Below are 18,278 nucleotides of genomic sequence, written 5' to 3' on the forward strand. Positions count from 1 at the left end.
GGCATCAATGCGCGCGATCCGGAACAACCCAAATCATCGAGAACTCCCACCGCTAGATATCTGGCGGGAAACACCCCGGCCGCAACGTGGCAGCGCTGTTGCCGGGGTTTACTACTTTGCTCACGCAGGGTGCGTACTTGTGCCGCACAGCGGCGTTATGCGCACCGTCCCGCCTTGGCTGAACGCGTTCGCACGCAGTGCGTGCAAACCCTACGGTGTTGTCAATTACTTGGCCTTGATCTTGGCTGCAGCTGCGTCCAGACCATCCTTCACGCCTTGACGGCCTTGGGTGATGTTCTGCAGCGTGGTAGCCATGGTCGACCAGAACTTGCCCATTTCCGGGTTGTTAGGCATTGGCGAACCCGCTTGTGCGCTCTTCATGGTGGCAGCGATGTTCGGATCAGCCTTCAGTTCGTTGTAGAACGCCTTGTTGGCAGGTACGCCCAGCGGCACATCGTCGTTCATGGTCTTCAGGCCCTTGACGCTGAGCATGTAGTTTTCCAGGAACTCAACAGCCAGATCCTTGTTCTGGCTCGATTGCACGATCATCGCGCCCAGCACGCCCACGAACGGCGCAGATGCCTTGCCATTCACGGTCGGGATTGGCGCCACGCCGAAGTTGATCTTGCTCTTCTTCAGGTTTTCCCAAGCCCACGGACCGGTAATCATCATGGCAACCTTGCCTTGATTCACGCCTGCTTCCATTTCAGCGTAAGAAGCGCTCTTGGGCATGGCACCGGTCGAGATCAGCTTCATCAGTGTGTTCACACCAGCAACCGAACCGGCATTGTTCACGCCGACATCGTCGGCATCATAAGAGCCGTCCGCCTTGTGCTTGAATGGATAACCACCACCCGCGCCCAGCAGCGGCCAGGTGAAGTAGGTGTTGGTGTAGTCCCACAGAATGGCTTTTTTGCCTTCGCCGGAGAGTTTTTTGTCCAGCGCCATCACGTCGTCAAACGACTTGGGCGGTGTGGGGACCAGATCCTTGTTGTACACCAGCGCCACAGCTTCGATGGCGATCGGGTAACCCCAGGTCTTGCCGCCCGAAGTCCAGGCCTTCCAGCCCAGCGGATCGATTTCACCCTTGACCTTGGCGCTAGGATTAACCGGGCTCAGCAAACCGGCAGTGGCCCATTCGCCCATGCGGTCGTGTGGCCAAATGAAAATATCCGGGCCTTTACCAGCAGCGGCAGCTTGCTGGAACTTGTTCGGTGCATCTTCCGGGCGCTCTACCACCACTTGCACGCCGGTCGCCTTGGTGAATTCAGCACCAATGGCCATCAAACCTTTGTACGACTTGTCGCCATTGGTCCAGATCAGCAGTTTGCCAGGTTCAGCGGCCACTGCAGACATTGCACCCAGCCCCATGACTGCAGCTGCAACCGACGACAACACTACTCGACCCAAACGACTGCGCGAGATATCCATTGCTTGACTCTCCATCGATATATTTTCAGAGTTTTGATAGTGAGTGACCGGCAAAACCAACCTGATGGCGCTTCAGAGTCGTACCAGGCAGATTTTACTGACTACTCCAGTCCCTAAACCGGTTTGAATAGCGCCGGAAGCCACATTGTTCAACCAGATCACCGCATGTGCGATCAGTAAAAGCCATTACGACAATGTGGGTTTCCGGGCAATCTTCACTCAGCCAGGGGGTCCAGCCGACGCAAGGCAATGCCTTGCGCGTTAAACAGGTAACCATGCTGCGGTTTGAAGCCGATCGACATGGATTCGCCAATCTCAACGTGCTTGAGTGCGGGGATACGCACGGCCATCGGCGCCTTGCTGCCGACGTGTTCCATATACAACACAGATGAATCGCCCAGGCGTTCCAGCACCACCACTTTGCCGCTGACCACATTGTCCTGGATCGCCACATTCAAGTGTTCCGGACGCACGCCGACGGTGACTTCATCACCTACTTGCGCGCCGCTGGCATCTACCGCCACGCGCACTTGCTGGTTGTCCGGCAGCGTCACGCTGACGCCGCTGGCGTCAATCTGGGCAATGCGGCCAGTCAGGAAGTTCATGCCGGGCGAACCAAGGAAACCGGCCACGAACAGATTCACTGGTTCGTAGTACAGCTCGGTCGGCGTGCCGACTTGTTCCAGCCGTCCGGCCTGGAACACCACGATGCGGTCGGCCAAAGTCATGGCTTCGACCTGATCGTGCGTCACGTAGATCATGGTCGCGCCCAGTTTGCGGTGCAGCTGGGCGATGTAGATCCGCATCTGCACGCGCAGCGAGGCGTCCAGGTTGGACAGTGGTTCGTCGAACAGAAAGACTTCCGGCTTTTGCACAATCGCGCGGCCAATGGCTACGCGCTGACGCTGGCCACCCGACAATTCGCGCGGCTTGCGTTCCAGCAGGTGATCCAGCTGCAGCACTTTGGCGACGTCTTGCACAATCGGCGTGTACTCGGCCTTTTTCATATTGGCCAGGCGCAAACCAAATGCCATGTTTTCAAACACGCTCATGTGCGGATACAGCGCGTAAGACTGGAACACCATGGCAATGCCGCGCTTGACCGGCGGCAGCTCGTTCATGCGCACGCCGCCAATCTGCAACTCGCCTTCGCTGATGTCTTCCAGACCGGAAATCGTGCGCAGCAGCGTGGTTTTGCCACAGCCAGACGGGCCCACAAAAACGATGAACTCGCCGTCGTTGATTTCCAGATCAATGCCATGCAGCGTGGTGACTTCGCCAAAACGCTTTGTGATGTTCTTCAGACTAACTGTTGCCATGCTGTCTCTCTGTTTACCGCATCAAGCTGGACGCGTTCGCACGCTGCGCGTGCCAACCCTGCAAAATCTGCTCACGTAGGGTGCGCATTCATGCGCACCGCCACCTCACCAACTTCAAACCACCACGCCAAACCAGCCACCCCACGCGCCCAGCTTGAGGGTCTTGCCCACCAGTTCGGCGCCTGCCAGACCGTGGCCAGCCAGTTCGGTTGCAGCAACCGGCAACTCAAACGTCGTTTCTTGTTCACTCAAATTGAACACCGCCACAATCGTCTGGCCATGCCAGCTACGAGTGAATGCCAGCACCGGTTCAGCGGATTTGAAGAACGCGATATCGCCCTCAATCAAGGCCGGTTGGGTTTTACGCCAGTGCAGAATGCGGCGATAGGCGTTGAGCGTGGATTCACTGTTCGACTCTTGCGTATCCACGGCCAGCGGTACATGTGTCGCGGCAACTGGCAGCCAAGGTTCGTGCGCGCCAAAACCGGCATTAACCGCGCCAGACTGCCACGGCATGGGCGTGCGGCAACCGTCGCGGCCTTTGAATTCCGGCCACATCGTAATGCCGTACGGGTCTTGCAGTTGTTCAAAGGTCAGTTGCGCTTCGGGCAGGCCCAGTTCTTCGCCCTGATACAGGCAACTGGAGCCACGCAAGGCGGTTTCCATGGCCAGAATCATGGGCGCAAAGCGCGGATGTTGCGTGTCTTTGCCCCAGCGGGTAACAACGCGGATCGAGTCGTGGTTGCCGGTAGTCCAGCAGCCCCAACCGTCTTTGATTTCGGCTTCCAGATCACTGACCTGGCTGCGGATATGTTCGGCAGAGAAGTCGGCGGTCAGCAGGTTAAAGCTGTACGCCATGTTCAGCTTGTCGCCGCCATTGGTGTACTCGGCCATGATGCTCAGGCTATTGTCGTCGCCCACTTCACCCACGCTCATCGCGCCGTATTGATCCAGCAGCTTGCGGATGCGCTGCAGGAAAGCCACGTTTTCCGGCTGGGTCTTGTCGTACAAATGCGCTTGGTAACCGTACGGATTTTCAATGCTCACCGACGCGGTATCACGCTTGGTCGCTGGCGGATTGCTGCGCAGTTGTTGATCGTGAAAATGGTAATTACACGCATCAAAGCGGAAGCCATCCACACCGCGCTTGAGCCAGAATTCGATCTGTTCCAGCGTGGCATCCTGTACTTCCGGGTTATGGAAGTTCAGATCCGGCTGGCTACCGAGGAAGTTGTGCATGTAGTACTGCAGGCGACGGGTATCCCAGCGCCACGACGGGCCGCCGAAAATCGACAACCAGTTGTTGGGCGGCGTGCCGTCAGCTTGCGGATCGGCCCAGATGTACCAGTCGGCTTTGGCGTTGGTCCGATCCTGGCGGCTTTCCTTGAACCAGGCATGCTGATCTGAGGTGTGCGACAACACCTGATCAATGATGATCTTCAGACCAAGCGAATGCGCTTTGGCCAGCAGGCGGTCGAAGTCCTCGATTGAACCGAACAGAGGATCAACCGCACAGTAATCAGAAACATCGTAGCCAAAGTCTTTCATCGGCGACTTGAAGAACGGGCTGATCCAGACTGCATCGACACCCAGGCTGGCGACGTAATCCAGATGCGCGCTGATGCCATTGAGGTCACCCACGCCATCGCCATTGCTGTCGGCAAAACTGCGCGGATAAATCTGGTAAATCACCGCACCACGCCACCACTTTGTGCTGCCTGAAGCTGCCTGTCGCTTACTCATGATTTCTTCTTTGAAAAGAGTCATTCACCAAAATGTCTCGCCCGATACTTTGGTTAATGACCCGGGTTACCGGTTTACTCAACTGCCTCGTTGCGCCGGGTGCGTAGCAGTTATAGACCGCCCGTGCACGCTGCGAGAACCAGGTTTGTGCCTTATCCGCGCGGCGGATGATGCGGGCTATTGCGTAGTGCAATCACCACCAGCTTCTTTTGTCAGCACGAGACCAAGCCACTTTCAGCTCAATTTGATGGACAAATCCGGCATTCACATCAATCAAACCGGTTTGAATCAGCGTAGAGCGCATCTTAAACCTGGTAGTAAGCAATCAGAAACTACGGTAAATCACTTATGAGAGAGGAAGCAGAAACGCGTGCCGTGGCGCAAACCCAAGCAGCAAAGGACGAACGCGGGTTCAGCGTCAGCAGATAAAGGCATCTGCATGCTTTACCGGGCGTTGCAAAAAGGAGGAATTCGCAGTTCAGGCGGTTGCTGGTGCCATATCGGTACTGCCGCAAACAAACTCCGGGCGCCACAGGCGGTTAAGTGTTTGCGGCGGGTTGCCGGCAAGACGGCCCAGCATCAATTCGGCCATGGTGCGACCGGCTTCGCGCGCTTGTGGCTGGACGATGGCGCTCACGGTCATGCTGTCGGCCAGCAAAGCCGGTAAACCACCGAACACGATCACCGAGATATCGCGCCCTGGTTGCAGGCCGCTCTGGCGCAAGGCGTTCATCACGCCCACCGCCGAGACGTTGTTATCCACCACCACCGCTGTCGGGCGTTGCGGCAAGGCCAGCAGTTGATTGAGCGCAGCGGCACCTTCGGCCGGGCTCAGGCCGCCTTGCACCATGAACTCGGGTTCCACCTGCACGCCCGCTGCGTGCAGGCCGACCAGATAACCCATGCGCCGTTGTGCGGCGAAATTCATGCTCAGCGGCGCGCTGATCAACGCAATATGGCGGTGACCTTGCGCGGTGAGGCGGTCCACCGCGATGCGCATGCCGTATTCGTTATCGTAATCGAACCAGGCGTAGGGCTTGGCCAGATCACTGCGTCCGTGCGCCACAAACGGGAAGTTCTTTTCTTGCAGATATTGCAGCCGCGCATCGCTCACTTGCGTTCGCGCCACAATCAAGCCGTCCACGCGCCCGCCAGAAACCACGCGCTGATAGGTTTCCAGTTCGTTCTCTTGCGCGGCCGAAACAATCACCAGGTCCATCGCGGCTTCACCGAGGCGTTCGGTAATACCGGCAATGATGTCCAGAAATACCGGATCGCCCAGATCAGACGGCTCAAACGGATAAATGATGCCGATGCTGTCGGTTTTGCCCGTCGCCAAACGCCGCGCCACAGTATTGGCGCGATAACCCAAACGCGCCGCCGCCTCTACAACGCGCTCGCGGGTTTCGGCATTGACTTCAGGAAAGCCATTGAGCGCGCGACTGACGGTCGTTGGGGAAAGCTGTAAATGGGCAGCGAGCTGACGAAGGTTCATGGGCACCAGGTATGGATCGGCAACAGAGCGACGAAATGCGGATGTTAAACGGTTGTGCGCAAAAATGGCTAATTGCCTGATGCTGTTACGCGATCAGCAAGATAGATCGACCACGTTTTGCCATTGCCGCACATTCTGCGGGCCCGTCCCGGCCAAAGCCATCCAGCGAATGCCGTATCCCTGGCTAATTGGCGGGTTTACCGGCATCGACGGCGCCATTTTTCCGGTATCGGAAGCGCGATTCAGTTTTCGAAGCGAAAAGAGATGGTTTCCACGCCGCGCCGGAACAGCACGTTGGGGCCTTGCAGCGTTAAATGCCATTCTTCGCTGGCCAATGGTTTGCGCCGCTTGAATGCCCGCACGTTTACCACCGCCACACACACACCGTGGTCCGGGTCGCGTACGGATTCATACAGAATGAGATCGACATCGCTGTTCTCACGCGCGGCGCTGCCCAGTTCGTGCGTGGCGGTGTAGTTGTCTGGTGCGTTCCACAGGCTGGCATGTTCAGCAAACGGTGGCTTAAGCAAATCAATGGCTTTGCCCGCGACGCTAACTTGAAACAAGGTGCGGGCTAGCGTGACATGGGTATCGCGCAAACCAGCCGAAGCCCGGTTGAAGCGATGCTGCCAGTAACCGGATTCCGCCATCGCGGTCAGTTTGTTTTCGGCGGCATAAAGCATGCCCAGCGCACCGGGCCGCACAAAGCGGCTGCCATTGGGAGGATGCGCCGGGTAGCGAAACGGCGTGCTTAACAGGTAATGCAGTTTGGCGGCATCGGTCGGCAGCGGCGGTTTGTTGTCATCCAGAATGGCCTCAAGCAGGGCTTGTTCATCCGGATCGTTATCCACCAGCGCCAGTGTCGCCACCTCGCGTTGGGTTTCCACCGAACGCCAGGGCTTGAGGGCGACTTCTGCGTTAGATTCGGCCGCGCATGGAATCAAGATAAATCCCTACCTGAAACAAGCCACCGGCACCGCGCCGGACGATATCGGACGGTACGCCACCCAGATCGGTGTTAGGCGAATGCATCCAGCGCCGGATCAGGTCTTCCTGCCCGCCGAGAATCGACGACAGCGAGCGATAAACACGAATCAGCGCCAGCGCGGCGTCCCATTCCGGGCGATGCGTATTCAGTTCGTACTGACCGTGCACCATGCGGCTGACGCTGGCACCAGACAACCCAAGCAGGCGGCCCAGGTCAGATTGGCGAAAATCGAGCTTCTCTGCCGTGCGCACTACAGCTTTGGTGATTACTGCTTCTTCTTGCGGCGTGACTTTTTCAAGTGCAGTCATGGCAAAACTCCTTTCTGAGGAAAATATACCACTTTATTGTTTCCACAGAAAAACCCCACCGATCAACGTGGGGTTTTTCTGTAAATCTTGATGAACTCGCCTGAGTCGTCACGGGGACTCAGTGACCGCCACCACCCGAACCGGCATTGTTGGTGAATGGCGGCTTAGCCAGCCAGACAATGGCCACCAGCGACAGGAAGATCACACCCAACAGCCAGAACACTTCTTTGGTGGCGATCATGTACGCCTGCTGATTGATCACCTGATCCACCTGGGCATACGCGGCCTGCGCCGATAAACCAAGGTCTTGCAGCTTGGCCAGATAATCCGTCGTGGCCGGGCTGGCATTGGTAATGTTTTCGGTCAGGCGGGCATGCGAGAAGGTCTCGCGCCGATCCCACAAGAACACGGCAATGGCTGTGGCAAAGCTACCCGAGATGGTCCGGAAGAAGTTGGACAAGCCCGAAGCCGAAGCCATTTGTTGCGCGCCCAATCCCGACAGAATGATCTGGTTGATCGGGATAAAGAAACACGCAATCGCAATCCCCTGCGAGAAGCGCGCCAGTGCGATGTAGCCGAAATTGGTATCCAGCGTAAAACTGGCGTACCAGAACATGGTGCCGGCAAACACGGTGAACGCCACTGACGACACCACGCGCAACTCAAGCCGGTTGATGTTCTTGCCAATAATCGGCGAGAGCAGCAGCGCCAGCACACCGCCTGGCGCAGTGGCGATCCCGGCCCACGTGGCGTTGTAACCCATCACCGTTTGCAGCCACAGCGGGAACAGCACGGTCGAACCAAAGAAGCAGAACATGCCCAGCGACAGCACAATTACGCCGATACGGAAATTGCGCCGCTTGAGCAAGGTGAGGTCAACAATCGGATGTTTGTCGGTCAGCTCCCACGCCACGAAGTAGGTCAGCGCGGTTACTGCGATCACAGCCAGGGTAACGATGAAGGTGGAGTTGAACCAGTCCAGATCGTTACCGTTATCCAGCATGACTTGCAGGCTGCCCACGCCCGCCACCAGCAAGATCAGCCCGACCACGTCGATAGGCAATTTGACGGTCTTGGTTTCGCGGTGCTTGAGCAACTGCCAGGACATGATCCCGGCGGCCAGACCAATCGGCACGTTGATGTAGAAAATCCACGGCCAGCTGAACTGGTCGGTGATGTAGCCGCCCAGCAAGGGCCCGAAGATCGGCGCAACAATCACCGTCATCGACCATAACGCCAGCGCCACGCCTTTTTTCTCGGGTGGATAATTGTTCAGCAGCAAGGTTTGCGACAACGGCACCATCGGGCCGGAGACCAGACCTTGCAGGAAACGGAATGCCACCAGCATGGGCAGGCTGTTCGCCAGACCACACATGATCGACATCACCGTAAACAACAGCACGGATAACGAAAAACAGCGCACCTGGCCAAAGCGGCCAGCCAGCCAGCCGGTCAGCGGCACGGCAATCGCCGCCGCCAGACCATACGAACTGATCGCCCATGTGCCCTGATTGGCCGCCACTGCCAGATCCCCGGCGATATGCGGCACCGACACGTTGACGATGGTGGTGTCGAGAATTTCCATGAAAGTGGCAAACGACAATGCCACCGTCATTAGCCCGAGCTTGGCGCCATGTAAAGGCGCGGGGCTGGGCGCAACCGCCTGGTCGCTGGAAGCCATGATTACCCTCCAGGGTAAGAACTGGCACAACCGTTACCTTGGGCGACGGCTGGCTTTCTTTTATTCAATGATCAACGAATTGATGTGCTGGATTGCGTGGCGCACCTGATTTGTCACCGGCGGCCACGCCAAGGTGCGTCTTACTTGCCGAGGTTCTTCGTCACAATGTTGTTGGCCAGCTTTTCGGCGTCTTGCATCGGTTGAGCAAAAGCCTCGGTGGCGAACAGCGGTTTGTTGGCGGCCGTGGCGGACAGCACATCGCCATCGCGGTTATGGGTATCGACCTCAACAACGGTCGACAGGCCAACCCGCAGTGGATGCGCTGCCAGTTCTTTTTCATCCAGCTGGATACGCACCGGCACGCGCTGCACTACCTTGATCCAGTTGCCGGTGGCGTTTTGCGCTGGCAGCAGGCTGAATGCGCTACCGGTACCGGCACCCAGGCCTACAACCTTGCCGTGGTACTCAACCTTGCCGCCATAGATATCGGCGGTGATTTTGGCGGCCTGACCGATGCGGATATTACGCAGCTCGGATTCCTTGAAGTTGGCATCCACCCACAGTTGGTCCAGCGGCACAATCGACAGCAACGATTGGCCTGGGGCGATACGCGCGCCAACCTGAACACCACGCTTGGCCACGTAACCCGACACCGGCGCGACGATGGCATTGCGTTGCACCGACAACCACGCTTGCTCAAAGTTGGCTTTGGCGCGCAGCACGGTCGGGTGGTGCGGGATATCCACACCATCAATGCTGGCGTGCTGAGCTTCGGATTGCTTCACCGCCACATCGAGCGCGGCTTTGGCGTTCTCGACTGCATCTTTGGCGTGGGACACTTCTTCCGTCGACACAGTATGGTCGGCGGCCAGCGGCGCACGGCGATTCAAGTCATCGTTAGCGCGGGACAAATCAATCTTGCGCTGGGCCAGCACCGCATCGTACTGGGCGGCATTGGCATATTGCTGGCGCAACTGGCGCACGGTATCGCCCAGGGCGGCTTCCGATTGTGCCAACGCTACTTTGGCGTCCACTGGGTCCAGCTTGACCACTTCTTCGCCGCTCTTCACAAATTGCGTTTCGTCGGCACGGATTTCAGTCACGGTGCCGGTGACCTGCGAGGTCAGCGTGACCAGGTTGCCGCCCACATAGGCGTTATCGGTTTCTTCGCGCTGCGACAACACCGTGGCGTAGTAAATGCCATAGCCGATCCCGGCCAACACAAATACGGTGGTGATAATGGCCATTATCGGCTTGCGTTTTTTTTGCTCGGGCGTAGCTGCCGGCTGGGCGGCGTTGGTTTCTGTCGTCATGGTGTTTCTCCGGAATCTGTTTTGTCTTTTTGCGTGGTCAGTGCTGACCACTTTTGCTCAATTTTTTAAATGCTGATCTTTGGCAGGCGCTTATTCAGCCTGTGCAGCGGTATCGGCTGGGGCCTCGTAACCGCCGCCCAAGGCGCGAACCAACGCGACTTCAGCTTCCAGCTGACGATTCTTCAGCACCAGCAACTGGTCCTGGATCATCAGTACCGGCAGCTCCGCACGCAGGACCGAGCCTTGATCCGTCAGGCCGCTTTGCATCCGTTTTTGCTGGCTATCGCGAACGCCTTCAGTGGCATGCAGATAAGCACGCATCGCTTTTTCCTGATCGCTCAAGCCTTGCAGCGCAATGCCCTGATTGGCCACGTCCTGCACGGCGTTTACCAATGTCTGGTTGTACTGGGCAATGGCAACATCACGCTGCGCACGGTCACCTTGCAAGCCAGCCGCCAGGCGACCGCTGTCAAAGATCGGCAAGCTGATCCCAGGCGTAATGCCATAGGTACGCGTGCCGCGTTTGAGCAGATCGTCCAGACTCAGGCTGGAGAAACCGAAGAAGGCACTCAGGTTTACATCGGGGTAAAACGCAGCTTTGCTGGCATCGGTGCGCTGCACACTGGCTTCAACGCGCCAGCGTGCGGCTTGCAGATCTGGACGACGGGCCACCAGATTCAGGCCAAGATCGGTCGGCACGCCACCGGCAGTAGCCGGCAATGGCCGGGCGCCCAAATGGTCGATGCCGCTATCACTACCGGTCACGCCAACCAAAGCCCGCAGCGATTCACGATCTTTGCGCTCACTGGTTTGCAGTTGCGCGATCACGCTGTCCTGATTGGCCACGTCACCACTCGCGCTACGCTGCACAGTGTCGTTTTCCAGACCGCTTTGCACGCGGCGTACCGCGATTTTTTGCAGCCTGTTTTGCACGTCGCGCTGCTGCTTGACCAACTCAATGCGTGCCAGATCGGCCTGCCAGGCAAAGTAGGCCTGCGCCACAGCAGCGGTCAGCGCTTGTTCAGCAGCGGCGTAGTCGGCACGGCTGGCAGCGGTTTCGCCCAATGCGGCGGCAATCTCGGCCTTGTGCTTGCCCCACCAGTCAAACTGGTAAGTGGCGTTGACCATCGGTTCGCTGTCGGTGATCCAGGTGCCAGCCAGAGGCGGCGGATAGATGCCGTATTGCGAGGTCATTTCGCGGGAGACACTTACGCTGGCGCGAATGTTCACACCGTCGGCGGCGCGAGCCTGGCTGATGCCGGTCTGCGCCAAGGTCACGCGCGTCTGCGCCACGGCCAGCGACGGCGAGCCCTTAAGGGCGGCATCCATCAGTGCGTTGAGCTGATCATCTTGATAACGCGTCCACCAGCGTGCTTGCGGCCAGCCTTCCTGCGCCAGCTTGAGCTGGGTGGAAAGCTGGGCGGCGGCGGCGTCGCGCATCTTGACCGAGGGGTGGTCATCCGGAACGCTCGCGCATCCCGCCAACAGTACTAATATGCCAAACGCAAGCTTTTGTTTCATATCGTTATAATCAAAAGTGGAATTATTTAGGCAAAAAAAGTGGCCAGCGACAATCAACCGTAGTTGATCAAGTCAGACGAGCCAACAGTTTTTTCAATACGCTTTCCAGCACATCACGCTCTTCGGCGGTCAGTACCTCAAATGGTGCGAATGCGTAATTCTGGATTTTTGGCAGCAGCTCTTTTACGAGTTCTTCGCCATGTGGAGCCAGGTAGAGATCGATGCGGCGCCGGTCTTCCGGGTTGGGTTCACGCGTCAACAACTCTTTGGCAACCAGCTCATCGCAAATCCGCGTGACATTGGCGCGCGATTCGCCAGTCGAATCAGCCAGATCTGACGGGTTTAACGGCTTGCCTTGCGAGCTGACCAGCATGACCAGCGCCAGAAAACTGATGCGGTTCAGGCTGTACTCACGCAGCACTTGATTCATGCGCGCGTTCAGGCCACCGGCGACGTGCTGCAGCAGCATTTTGAGCAATACGCCCTGCCGATCGCTGCCCGGCACGCGGGAGCAAACACGCTCGATTCGCTGTTCAATATCCACAAAACTGGGGATATCGGTGTGATCATGGATTTCGTTCATGGCTAAATAGTAAATATTTGTACTATTTATAGCAAGAATTATTTGAACCGTCAGTCGGTTATCTGGTCAATGCGTGCGCTACGCACGCCCTTAATTCGGGCAAGACTTCCTCGGCAAACCACGGATTGTGTTTTAACCACGCCTGATTACGCGGGCTGGGATGAGGCAGCGGAATGCAGCGCGGGCTGTATTCGCGCCATGCGCGCACCGTGGCGGTGAGATCGGCTTTGCGTTGGGCGCCAAGAAAATACGCCTGCGCATACTGACCAATCGCCAGCACCAGCTCAACCTGTGGCATGAGTGGCAACAAGCGCGAATGCCACAACTGGCGGCATTCTGGCCGTGGCGGCAAATCGCCGGACTTGCCTTTGCCGGGATAGCAAAAGCCCATCGGCACGATGGCGATGCGCGAAGCATCATAAAAAGTGGCTTCATCTACCCCCAACCATTCGCGCAAGCGTCGGCCAGAAGCATCTGACCAGGGCACGCCCGAGGCATGGACTTTGGTCCCTGGCGCCTGTCCGACAATCAGCACTCGCGCAGTGGTCGACGCAGTCAACACCGGCCTTGGGCCAAGTGGCAAGGATGCGGCGCAATGCGTACAGGCGCGGATCTCGGTCAACAGTAAATCAAGCTCGCTCATCACCACCTGCAAAAAAAAGAAAAGGCGGCGGCGTTGATACCGGCCGCCCTACTTTCAGTCAACGCGCACTCGCGTTAAAGTTGCGCCCATGAAACTAGCACTCGATCGCATTCTCCAATCCCAAGGCTTTGGCTCGCGCAAAGGCTGCCGCGAACTCATTGCCGACGGCGAAGTCGCCATTAATGGCGAGCTCGCTACCGACTACCGCACCGTTTTCGAAACGGACGGCATGCTCATCACCTTGTTCGGTGAAGAAGACTGGCCCTATCGCGAACGGCTATATGTGGCACTGAACAAGCCTAGCAATTATGAATGCTCGCGCAAACCAAGCCATCATCCGGGCATTCTGACGCTGTTGCCGGACCCGCTGATTGAACGCGACATCCAGCCGGTCGGGCGGCTTGACCATGACACCACCGGCCTGCTGCTACTGTCGGATGACGGCGCGTTTATCCACGCGCAATCGCACCCGCGCCATCATCAGCCCAAAACATATCTGGCAACCGTCGCCGAAGCGGCCACCGAGAAACTGGTGCAACACTTGCGCGACGGCGTGCAATTGCATGACGAACCCGCACCGATTGCCGCTTTGTCCGCCCGCCTCGTCGATGAATTCCATATCGAGATGGTGCTGGACCAAGGCAAGTATCACCAGGTTAAACGCATGCTGGCCGCAGCGGGCAATCACTGCGCGGCACTGACCCGCGTGGCCATTGGCGGACTGACACTGGCATCGCTGGACCTGGCCGAAGGCGAATGGCGTTATCTGACTGATGAACACATCGCCGCACTGAACCGGGAACCGGATCTCTCCGCATGAAGTATCTGAAGATCCAGGCCGGGCCAGCAGCCCTGGCGCAGATTCAGTCTGCCGGTTTCATGCCGGATATGTTCTCTCATCTGGGTGCGGCAGCGGGCGGTCCCAAGTGGCAAGTGCTGGCACGGCTGGATCGCATTCTATTTGGCGAATGGTTGGCCGCGCGGAGCACGCCGCTGCAAGCCGTAGGCGCATCGATAGGCGCATGGCGACTGGCTGCGGTGGCCATGAGTGATCCGCTGGCCGGGCTGGAGCGCTTTGAAGCGGCCTATCTGGAGCAACGCTACACCGTCAAGCCACCGGCCAGCGAAGTCACCCACGAAGCCCGCAAGATCATGACGGCGATGTTCGGTAGCGATGGCGTCGAGCAGATCATCAGCAACCCCAAGCTGCATTTGCATATCCTCACCGCGCGTGGCCTGAACGGCGTGGATGGCTCAGGCAGCCGCAGTGACCGCAAAGCGCTGGTCCGAGCTGTTTTCGCCAACGCCCGTGGCCGTCGGCATATGGCCAATTTCTTTCAGCGCGTGGTATTTCACACCGGCGCGCACCCCGCCCGTTTTATCGACGATGGCTTTGGCGATACCGCTGTGCCACTCAATACCGCCAATTTCAGCGATGCTTTGCTGGCCAGCGGCGCCATCCCTGGCGTACTGGAAGCAGTGAAAGACATCCCCGGTGCACCTGCCGGGACTTATCTGGATGGCGGGCTGATTGATTACCACATGGATCTGGCGCTGGCCGAGCCGCAAGGACTGATGTTGTTGCCGCACTTTGCCAGCAAAGTCACCACCGGCTGGCTGGATAAATTTCTGCCATGGCGCAAACCGCTGTTTATGGATCGCACGGTATTGCTGGCACCGACTGAGGAATTCCTCAAGCTGTTGCCAAACCAACGTGTGCCCGATCGCAAAGATTTCATCCGTTACGAAGGCCGCGATGCCGAACGGGTTCGCGACTGGAAGGTGGCGATTGAGGCCGGGCAGTATCTGGCGGAGGACTTTGCGACGTTGATCAATAGCCGGGAGCCGGTACAGTTTGTTGAGCCGTTGCCAGGGCGGCGGTGAGGGTCGCTGGGGCATTGCACCCCCGGATTCTCGCTTCGCTTCATCCGGGCTACTGGTTACCACGTCACCCTTTTGCCTGGCTTTTGATCTTTACCTGGCAGACAAAGCAACGGAACACGCCGACCGAGAGCCGGAGACCTCAGGCTCCGGCCGACCGAGGGAACGCAGGATGCGCGTAAAGGCAACTGGTCACCAGTCTGTTCGTTTCGGCTTTTGACTTCGGGCCCCGTTTGCGTTTGCGTTTGCGTTTGCGTTTGCGTTTGCGTTTGCGTTTGCGTTTGCGTTTGCGCTTGCGCTGTCGGGTCGCCTTTTGCTATCCCGCTCTGCGGGACTTTGGGACACCTTTCTTTGGCGACGCAAAGAAAGGTGTCGTGCTCCCGGTCACCACCGGGTATCAAACGCTTTTCACAACCGTGCCGCAGGCACTAACAAAAACACGCCTTCAGCGTAAAACAAGCAACAACATCTGTCTGGCGGATTGCACCTGCCCTACCTGCGCAGCAATGGTGGGTTATCGCCCCGAGCGAGGCTCCAAACCCACCTTACACATCAACTAACCTTAACCCAGCTTCGCCGCAATCCCCGCCGCCAGCTTCGGATCAACCTTCTCGAAATGCCCCAGCATCCGCTGCACCACACCCGGTTGCGTCACGGCGGCCATCGAGCCGGCGATGTTATCAATCAGCAATTGTTGCTGCGAACCATCCATCAAATGGAACAGCGCCGCCGGTTGCGAGTAATGATCATGCTCGGTTTCTGCATGGCTGTAGCGATCAGCACTCACCTCGCCCAGCGCCAGCGCGGGTTCGGCGTAACCTGGCGCTTGCTCGGCAGAGCCACCCAGCGAGTTGGGTTCATACACCGGCGCCGCGCCACCATTACCGTCAAAACGCATGGAGCCATCGCGCTGATAGTTGTGGAACGGGCATTGCGGCGCATTCACCGGCAATTGCGCGTAGTTGCTGCCGATGCGATAGCGATGCGCATCGTTGTAGGCAAACAGACGACCTTGCAGCATTTTGTCCGGCGAAAAGCCCATGCCATCCACAATATTGGCGGGCGACAAGGCGGCTTGTTCGACTTCGGCAAAGTAGTTTTGCGGATTGCGGTTCAGTTCCAGCTCGCCGACTTCAATTAATGGGAACTCGGCATGCGGCCAGATTTTGGTCAGATCAAACGGGTTCCAGCGAAATTGTTGCGCCTGGGTTTCTGTCATCACCTGGACACAGACACGCCACTTGGGAAAGTCCCCCTTGTCGATGGCGTTGAACAGATCACGTTGGGCGTAATCCGGATCGGCCCCGGCCAGGCGGCCCGCTTCGCTCGGGTGCAGATTCTTGATGCCGGCCTTGTTCTTGAAATGCCACTTCACCCACACGCGCTCGCCAGCGGCGTTAATCAGGCTGAAGGTGTGGCTGGAGAAGCCATGCATAAAACGGAAGCCATCAGGCGTGCCCCGATCCGAAAACAAGATGAGAATCTGATGCAGCGCCTCGGGCGAGAGCGACCAGAAATCCCATTTGGCATTGGCGTCTTTCAGGTGCGTTTGCGGATTACGCTTCTGGGTGTGGATAAAGTCCGGGAACTTGAGCGGGTCTTTGATGAAGAACACTGGCGTGTTATTACCGACCATGTCCCAGTTGCCGTCTTCCGTGTAGAACTTCACCGCAAAACCGCGTGGATCGCGCTCGGTGTCGGCAGAACCAGACTCGCCACCCACCGTAGAAAAACGCAGGAATACCGGGGTTTCTTTGCCAAGCTCGCTGAACAGTTTGGCCCGCGTATGCGCGGTGATATCCGCAGTCACCCGGAAAGTGCCGAATGCGCCGGAGCCTTTGGCATGTACCACCCGCTCTGGCACCCGCTCACGGTTAAAGTGGGCCAGTTTTTCCACCAGATGAATGTCTTGCAGCAGCACCGGCCCGCGCGGGCCCGCAGTCACGCTGTTCTGGTTATCGGGAATCGGCTGGCCAAAATTGGACGTCAGAATCGGACGGTCAGACATGGTTAAGGCTCCTGAACTATGTGCTCTGAAAAGGGTTGGGACAGATGAACAATCCGGCTAATACGATCCGCTGTAATGCGCCCAAAGCTCTGCCCACTCGCTGCGTCTGAATAGCTGCATGATGCGCACTCTTGCCTGAGGGGATGAACTGATTGTGGGCGACGCCAGCCAATAATAAAAATTGAATATCCATACTTCTTTGGTAGTTAAAAACTATATTGCGACTCACCACCGTTGCCCGCTTTGATCGACCGCGAGGATCAACCACTTGGGGCGCTGCAATCGGTATAGACCGGATTTGGCCCAGATTTATGCAGAACTGGATAAACACTGCGTGCGATTAAATGGCATTGCATGTCGCCAGCGCCCGCCGCGTCAGGGCAATGGCATAATGCGAACATTTCCAGCACCGAGCGCATCATGGCTATCCTGATCAGTGGTTCCATTGCCTACGACACCATCATGGTGTTCCAGGACCAGTTCAAAAATCATTTGTTGCCTGACCAGCTACATATTCTTTCCATTTCGTTCCTGGTGCCGGAGATGCGCCGCGAACTGGGTGGTTGCGCCGGCAACATTGCCTATAGCCTGAAAGGCCTGGGCGATGAGCCGCTGATTGTCGGCACGGTCGGCAGCGACTTCGGCCCCTATGCCGCTCGCCTGGATAAACTGGGTATCTCCCGCGCCGGGATCCAGGAATTGCCAGAACACTTCACCGCGCAATGCTTTGTGACCACCGATCTGGACGACAACCAGATCGCCGCCTTCCACCCTGGCGCCATGAATCTGTCGCACTTCGTGCAACTCACTGAAATCGGCGTGCCGGTCACGCTGGGCATCGTCGGGCCGGATGGCAAGCTGGGCATGCAGGAACGCTGTCGCCAACTGGCCGCTGCTGGCGTGCCGTTTATCTTTGATCCGGGCCAGGCCATGCCGTTGTTCTCGGGCGAAGAAATGCTGGAAATGACCGAACAGGCCGACTACCTGACCCTGAACGATTACGAAGCCGAAGTGATGTCGAAAAAGACCGGCTTCTCGATTGCGCAATTGGCACAAAAGGTCAAAGCACTGATCGTCACTTATGGCGCAGAGGGTTCGGAGATTTTTGCCGATGGCCAGACTTATCGCATTCCGGCCGTCAAAGCCGAAGCGGTGGTAGACCCGACTGGTTGCGGTGACGCCTTCCGCGCCGGCTTGTTGCACGGTATCAGCCATGGCTGGGACTGGCCGAGCACCGGCAAGCTGGCGTCCCTCTTGGGGTCACTCAAGATCGCCCAGCGCGGTGCGCAGAATCATCACGTTGAACTGGCCGATATCAAGCAGCGTTATCAAGCGGCATTTGGTGAAAGCTGGCCCAGTTAACT

General features: G+C 57.8%; 15 protein-coding genes. 3 read left to right on the forward strand and 12 right to left on the reverse strand.

Features of this window, described 5'->3' with window-relative positions:
* Window positions 1-225: 225 nt before the first annotated feature.
* From malE to N7220_RS08905, 11 genes are all read right to left on the reverse strand, one after another.
* A complete protein-coding gene (malE, locus tag N7220_RS08855) occupies window positions 226-1,431 on the reverse strand; it encodes a maltose/maltodextrin ABC transporter substrate-binding protein MalE (protein WP_283151089.1) in 1,206 nt (401 codons plus the stop codon).
* A 215-nt stretch (window positions 1,432-1,646) separates the two neighbouring features.
* Window positions 1,647-2,750, reverse strand: coding sequence for an ABC transporter ATP-binding protein (locus N7220_RS08860; RefSeq protein ID WP_283151090.1), 1,104 nt, complete (start codon window positions 2,748-2,750; stop codon window positions 1,647-1,649).
* A 114-nt stretch (window positions 2,751-2,864) separates the two neighbouring features.
* Window positions 2,865-4,493, reverse strand: coding sequence for an alpha-glucosidase (locus tag N7220_RS08865; RefSeq protein WP_283151091.1), 1,629 nt, complete (start codon window positions 4,491-4,493; stop codon window positions 2,865-2,867).
* 478 nt (window positions 4,494-4,971) lie between these two features.
* Complete coding sequence (locus N7220_RS08870) at window positions 4,972-5,988, reverse strand: substrate-binding domain-containing protein (RefSeq protein WP_283151092.1); 1,017 nt, start codon at window positions 5,986-5,988, stop codon at window positions 4,972-4,974.
* A 242-nt stretch (window positions 5,989-6,230) separates the two neighbouring features.
* Window positions 6,231-6,932 carry an RES family NAD+ phosphorylase gene (locus tag N7220_RS08875; protein WP_283151093.1) on the reverse strand — a complete coding sequence of 234 codons (702 nt, stop codon included), beginning with the start codon at window positions 6,930-6,932 and terminating at the stop codon, window positions 6,231-6,233.
* Window positions 6,907-7,284, reverse strand: coding sequence for an antitoxin Xre/MbcA/ParS toxin-binding domain-containing protein (locus N7220_RS08880; RefSeq protein ID WP_283151094.1), 378 nt, complete (start codon window positions 7,282-7,284; stop codon window positions 6,907-6,909). The genes N7220_RS08875 and N7220_RS08880 overlap by 26 nt, the downstream gene beginning before the upstream one ends.
* Before the next feature lie 118 nt (window positions 7,285-7,402).
* Window positions 7,403-8,965, reverse strand: a complete 1,563-nt coding sequence (locus N7220_RS08885; RefSeq protein WP_283151095.1) for a DHA2 family efflux MFS transporter permease subunit — start codon at window positions 8,963-8,965, stop codon at window positions 7,403-7,405.
* 140 nt (window positions 8,966-9,105) lie between these two features.
* Window positions 9,106-10,278 (reverse strand): HlyD/EmrA/EmrK family protein, encoded by a 1,173-nt coding sequence (locus tag N7220_RS08890; protein ID WP_283151096.1) that lies wholly within the window; start codon window positions 10,276-10,278, stop codon window positions 9,106-9,108.
* 90 nt (window positions 10,279-10,368) lie between these two features.
* Window positions 10,369-11,799 carry an efflux transporter outer membrane subunit gene (locus N7220_RS08895; protein ID WP_283151097.1) on the reverse strand — a complete coding sequence of 477 codons (1,431 nt, stop codon included), beginning with the start codon at window positions 11,797-11,799 and terminating at the stop codon, window positions 10,369-10,371.
* A 67-nt stretch (window positions 11,800-11,866) separates the two neighbouring features.
* Window positions 11,867-12,382, reverse strand: coding sequence for a MarR family transcriptional regulator (locus N7220_RS08900; RefSeq protein WP_283151098.1), 516 nt, complete (start codon window positions 12,380-12,382; stop codon window positions 11,867-11,869).
* Window positions 12,383-12,440: 58 nt separating this feature from the next.
* A complete protein-coding gene (locus tag N7220_RS08905) occupies window positions 12,441-13,025 on the reverse strand; it encodes a uracil-DNA glycosylase family protein (protein ID WP_283151099.1) in 585 nt (194 codons plus the stop codon).
* 88 nt (window positions 13,026-13,113) lie between these two features.
* Between N7220_RS08905 and N7220_RS08910 the strand changes: the two genes are divergently transcribed.
* Both N7220_RS08910 and N7220_RS08915 read left to right on the forward strand, forming a co-directional pair.
* Window positions 13,114-13,845 (forward strand): pseudouridine synthase, encoded by a 732-nt coding sequence (locus N7220_RS08910; RefSeq protein ID WP_283151100.1) that lies wholly within the window; start codon window positions 13,114-13,116, stop codon window positions 13,843-13,845.
* On the forward strand, window positions 13,842-14,909 hold the full coding sequence (locus tag N7220_RS08915; RefSeq protein WP_283151101.1) for a patatin-like phospholipase family protein: 1,068 nt from the start codon (window positions 13,842-13,844) through the stop codon (window positions 14,907-14,909). The genes N7220_RS08910 and N7220_RS08915 overlap by 4 nt, the downstream gene beginning before the upstream one ends.
* Window positions 14,910-15,468: 559 nt before the next feature.
* On the opposite strand, the gene N7220_RS08920 is transcribed toward N7220_RS08915, so the two are convergent.
* A complete protein-coding gene (locus N7220_RS08920) occupies window positions 15,469-16,914 on the reverse strand; it encodes a catalase (RefSeq protein WP_283151102.1) in 1,446 nt (481 codons plus the stop codon).
* A gap of 420 nt (window positions 16,915-17,334) precedes the next feature.
* Between N7220_RS08920 and N7220_RS08925 the strand changes: the two genes are divergently transcribed.
* Window positions 17,335-18,276, forward strand: coding sequence for a carbohydrate kinase family protein (locus tag N7220_RS08925; RefSeq protein ID WP_283151103.1), 942 nt, complete (start codon window positions 17,335-17,337; stop codon window positions 18,274-18,276).
* Window positions 18,277-18,278 lie beyond the last annotated feature (2 nt).

Source organism: Silvimonas soli (assembly GCF_030035605.1).
GTDB lineage: Bacteria > Pseudomonadota > Gammaproteobacteria > Burkholderiales > Chitinibacteraceae > Silvimonas > Silvimonas soli.

What these genes read in the sequence shown, in the direction of transcription:
- malE (WP_283151089.1), bottom strand. Translation starts at nt 1,431, where the DNA reads ATGGATATCTCGCGCAGTCGTTTGGGTCGAGTAGTGTTGTCGTCGGTT.
- N7220_RS08860 (WP_283151090.1), bottom strand. Translation starts at nt 2,750, where the DNA reads ATGGCAACAGTTAGTCTGAAGAACATCACAAAGCGTTTTGGCGAAGTC.
- N7220_RS08865 (WP_283151091.1), bottom strand. Translation starts at nt 4,493, where the DNA reads ATGAGTAAGCGACAGGCAGCTTCAGGCAGCACAAAGTGGTGGCGTGGT.
- N7220_RS08870 (WP_283151092.1), bottom strand. Translation starts at nt 5,988, where the DNA reads ATGAACCTTCGTCAGCTCGCTGCCCATTTACAGCTTTCCCCAACGACC.
- N7220_RS08880 (WP_283151094.1), bottom strand. Translation starts at nt 7,284, where the DNA reads ATGACTGCACTTGAAAAAGTCACGCCGCAAGAAGAAGCAGTAATCACC.
- N7220_RS08885 (WP_283151095.1), bottom strand. Translation starts at nt 8,965, where the DNA reads ATGGCTTCCAGCGACCAGGCGGTTGCGCCCAGCCCCGCGCCTTTACAT.
- N7220_RS08890 (WP_283151096.1), bottom strand. Translation starts at nt 10,278, where the DNA reads ATGACGACAGAAACCAACGCCGCCCAGCCGGCAGCTACGCCCGAGCAA.
- N7220_RS08895 (WP_283151097.1), bottom strand. Translation starts at nt 11,799, where the DNA reads ATGAAACAAAAGCTTGCGTTTGGCATATTAGTACTGTTGGCGGGATGC.
- N7220_RS08900 (WP_283151098.1), bottom strand. Translation starts at nt 12,382, where the DNA reads ATGAACGAAATCCATGATCACACCGATATCCCCAGTTTTGTGGATATT.
- N7220_RS08905 (WP_283151099.1), bottom strand. Translation starts at nt 13,025, where the DNA reads ATGAGCGAGCTTGATTTACTGTTGACCGAGATCCGCGCCTGTACGCAT.
- N7220_RS08910 (WP_283151100.1), top strand. Translation starts at nt 13,114, where the DNA reads ATGAAACTAGCACTCGATCGCATTCTCCAATCCCAAGGCTTTGGCTCG.
- N7220_RS08915 (WP_283151101.1), top strand. Translation starts at nt 13,842, where the DNA reads ATGAAGTATCTGAAGATCCAGGCCGGGCCAGCAGCCCTGGCGCAGATT.
- N7220_RS08920 (WP_283151102.1), bottom strand. Translation starts at nt 16,914, where the DNA reads ATGTCTGACCGTCCGATTCTGACGTCCAATTTTGGCCAGCCGATTCCC.
- N7220_RS08925 (WP_283151103.1), top strand. Translation starts at nt 17,335, where the DNA reads ATGGCTATCCTGATCAGTGGTTCCATTGCCTACGACACCATCATGGTG.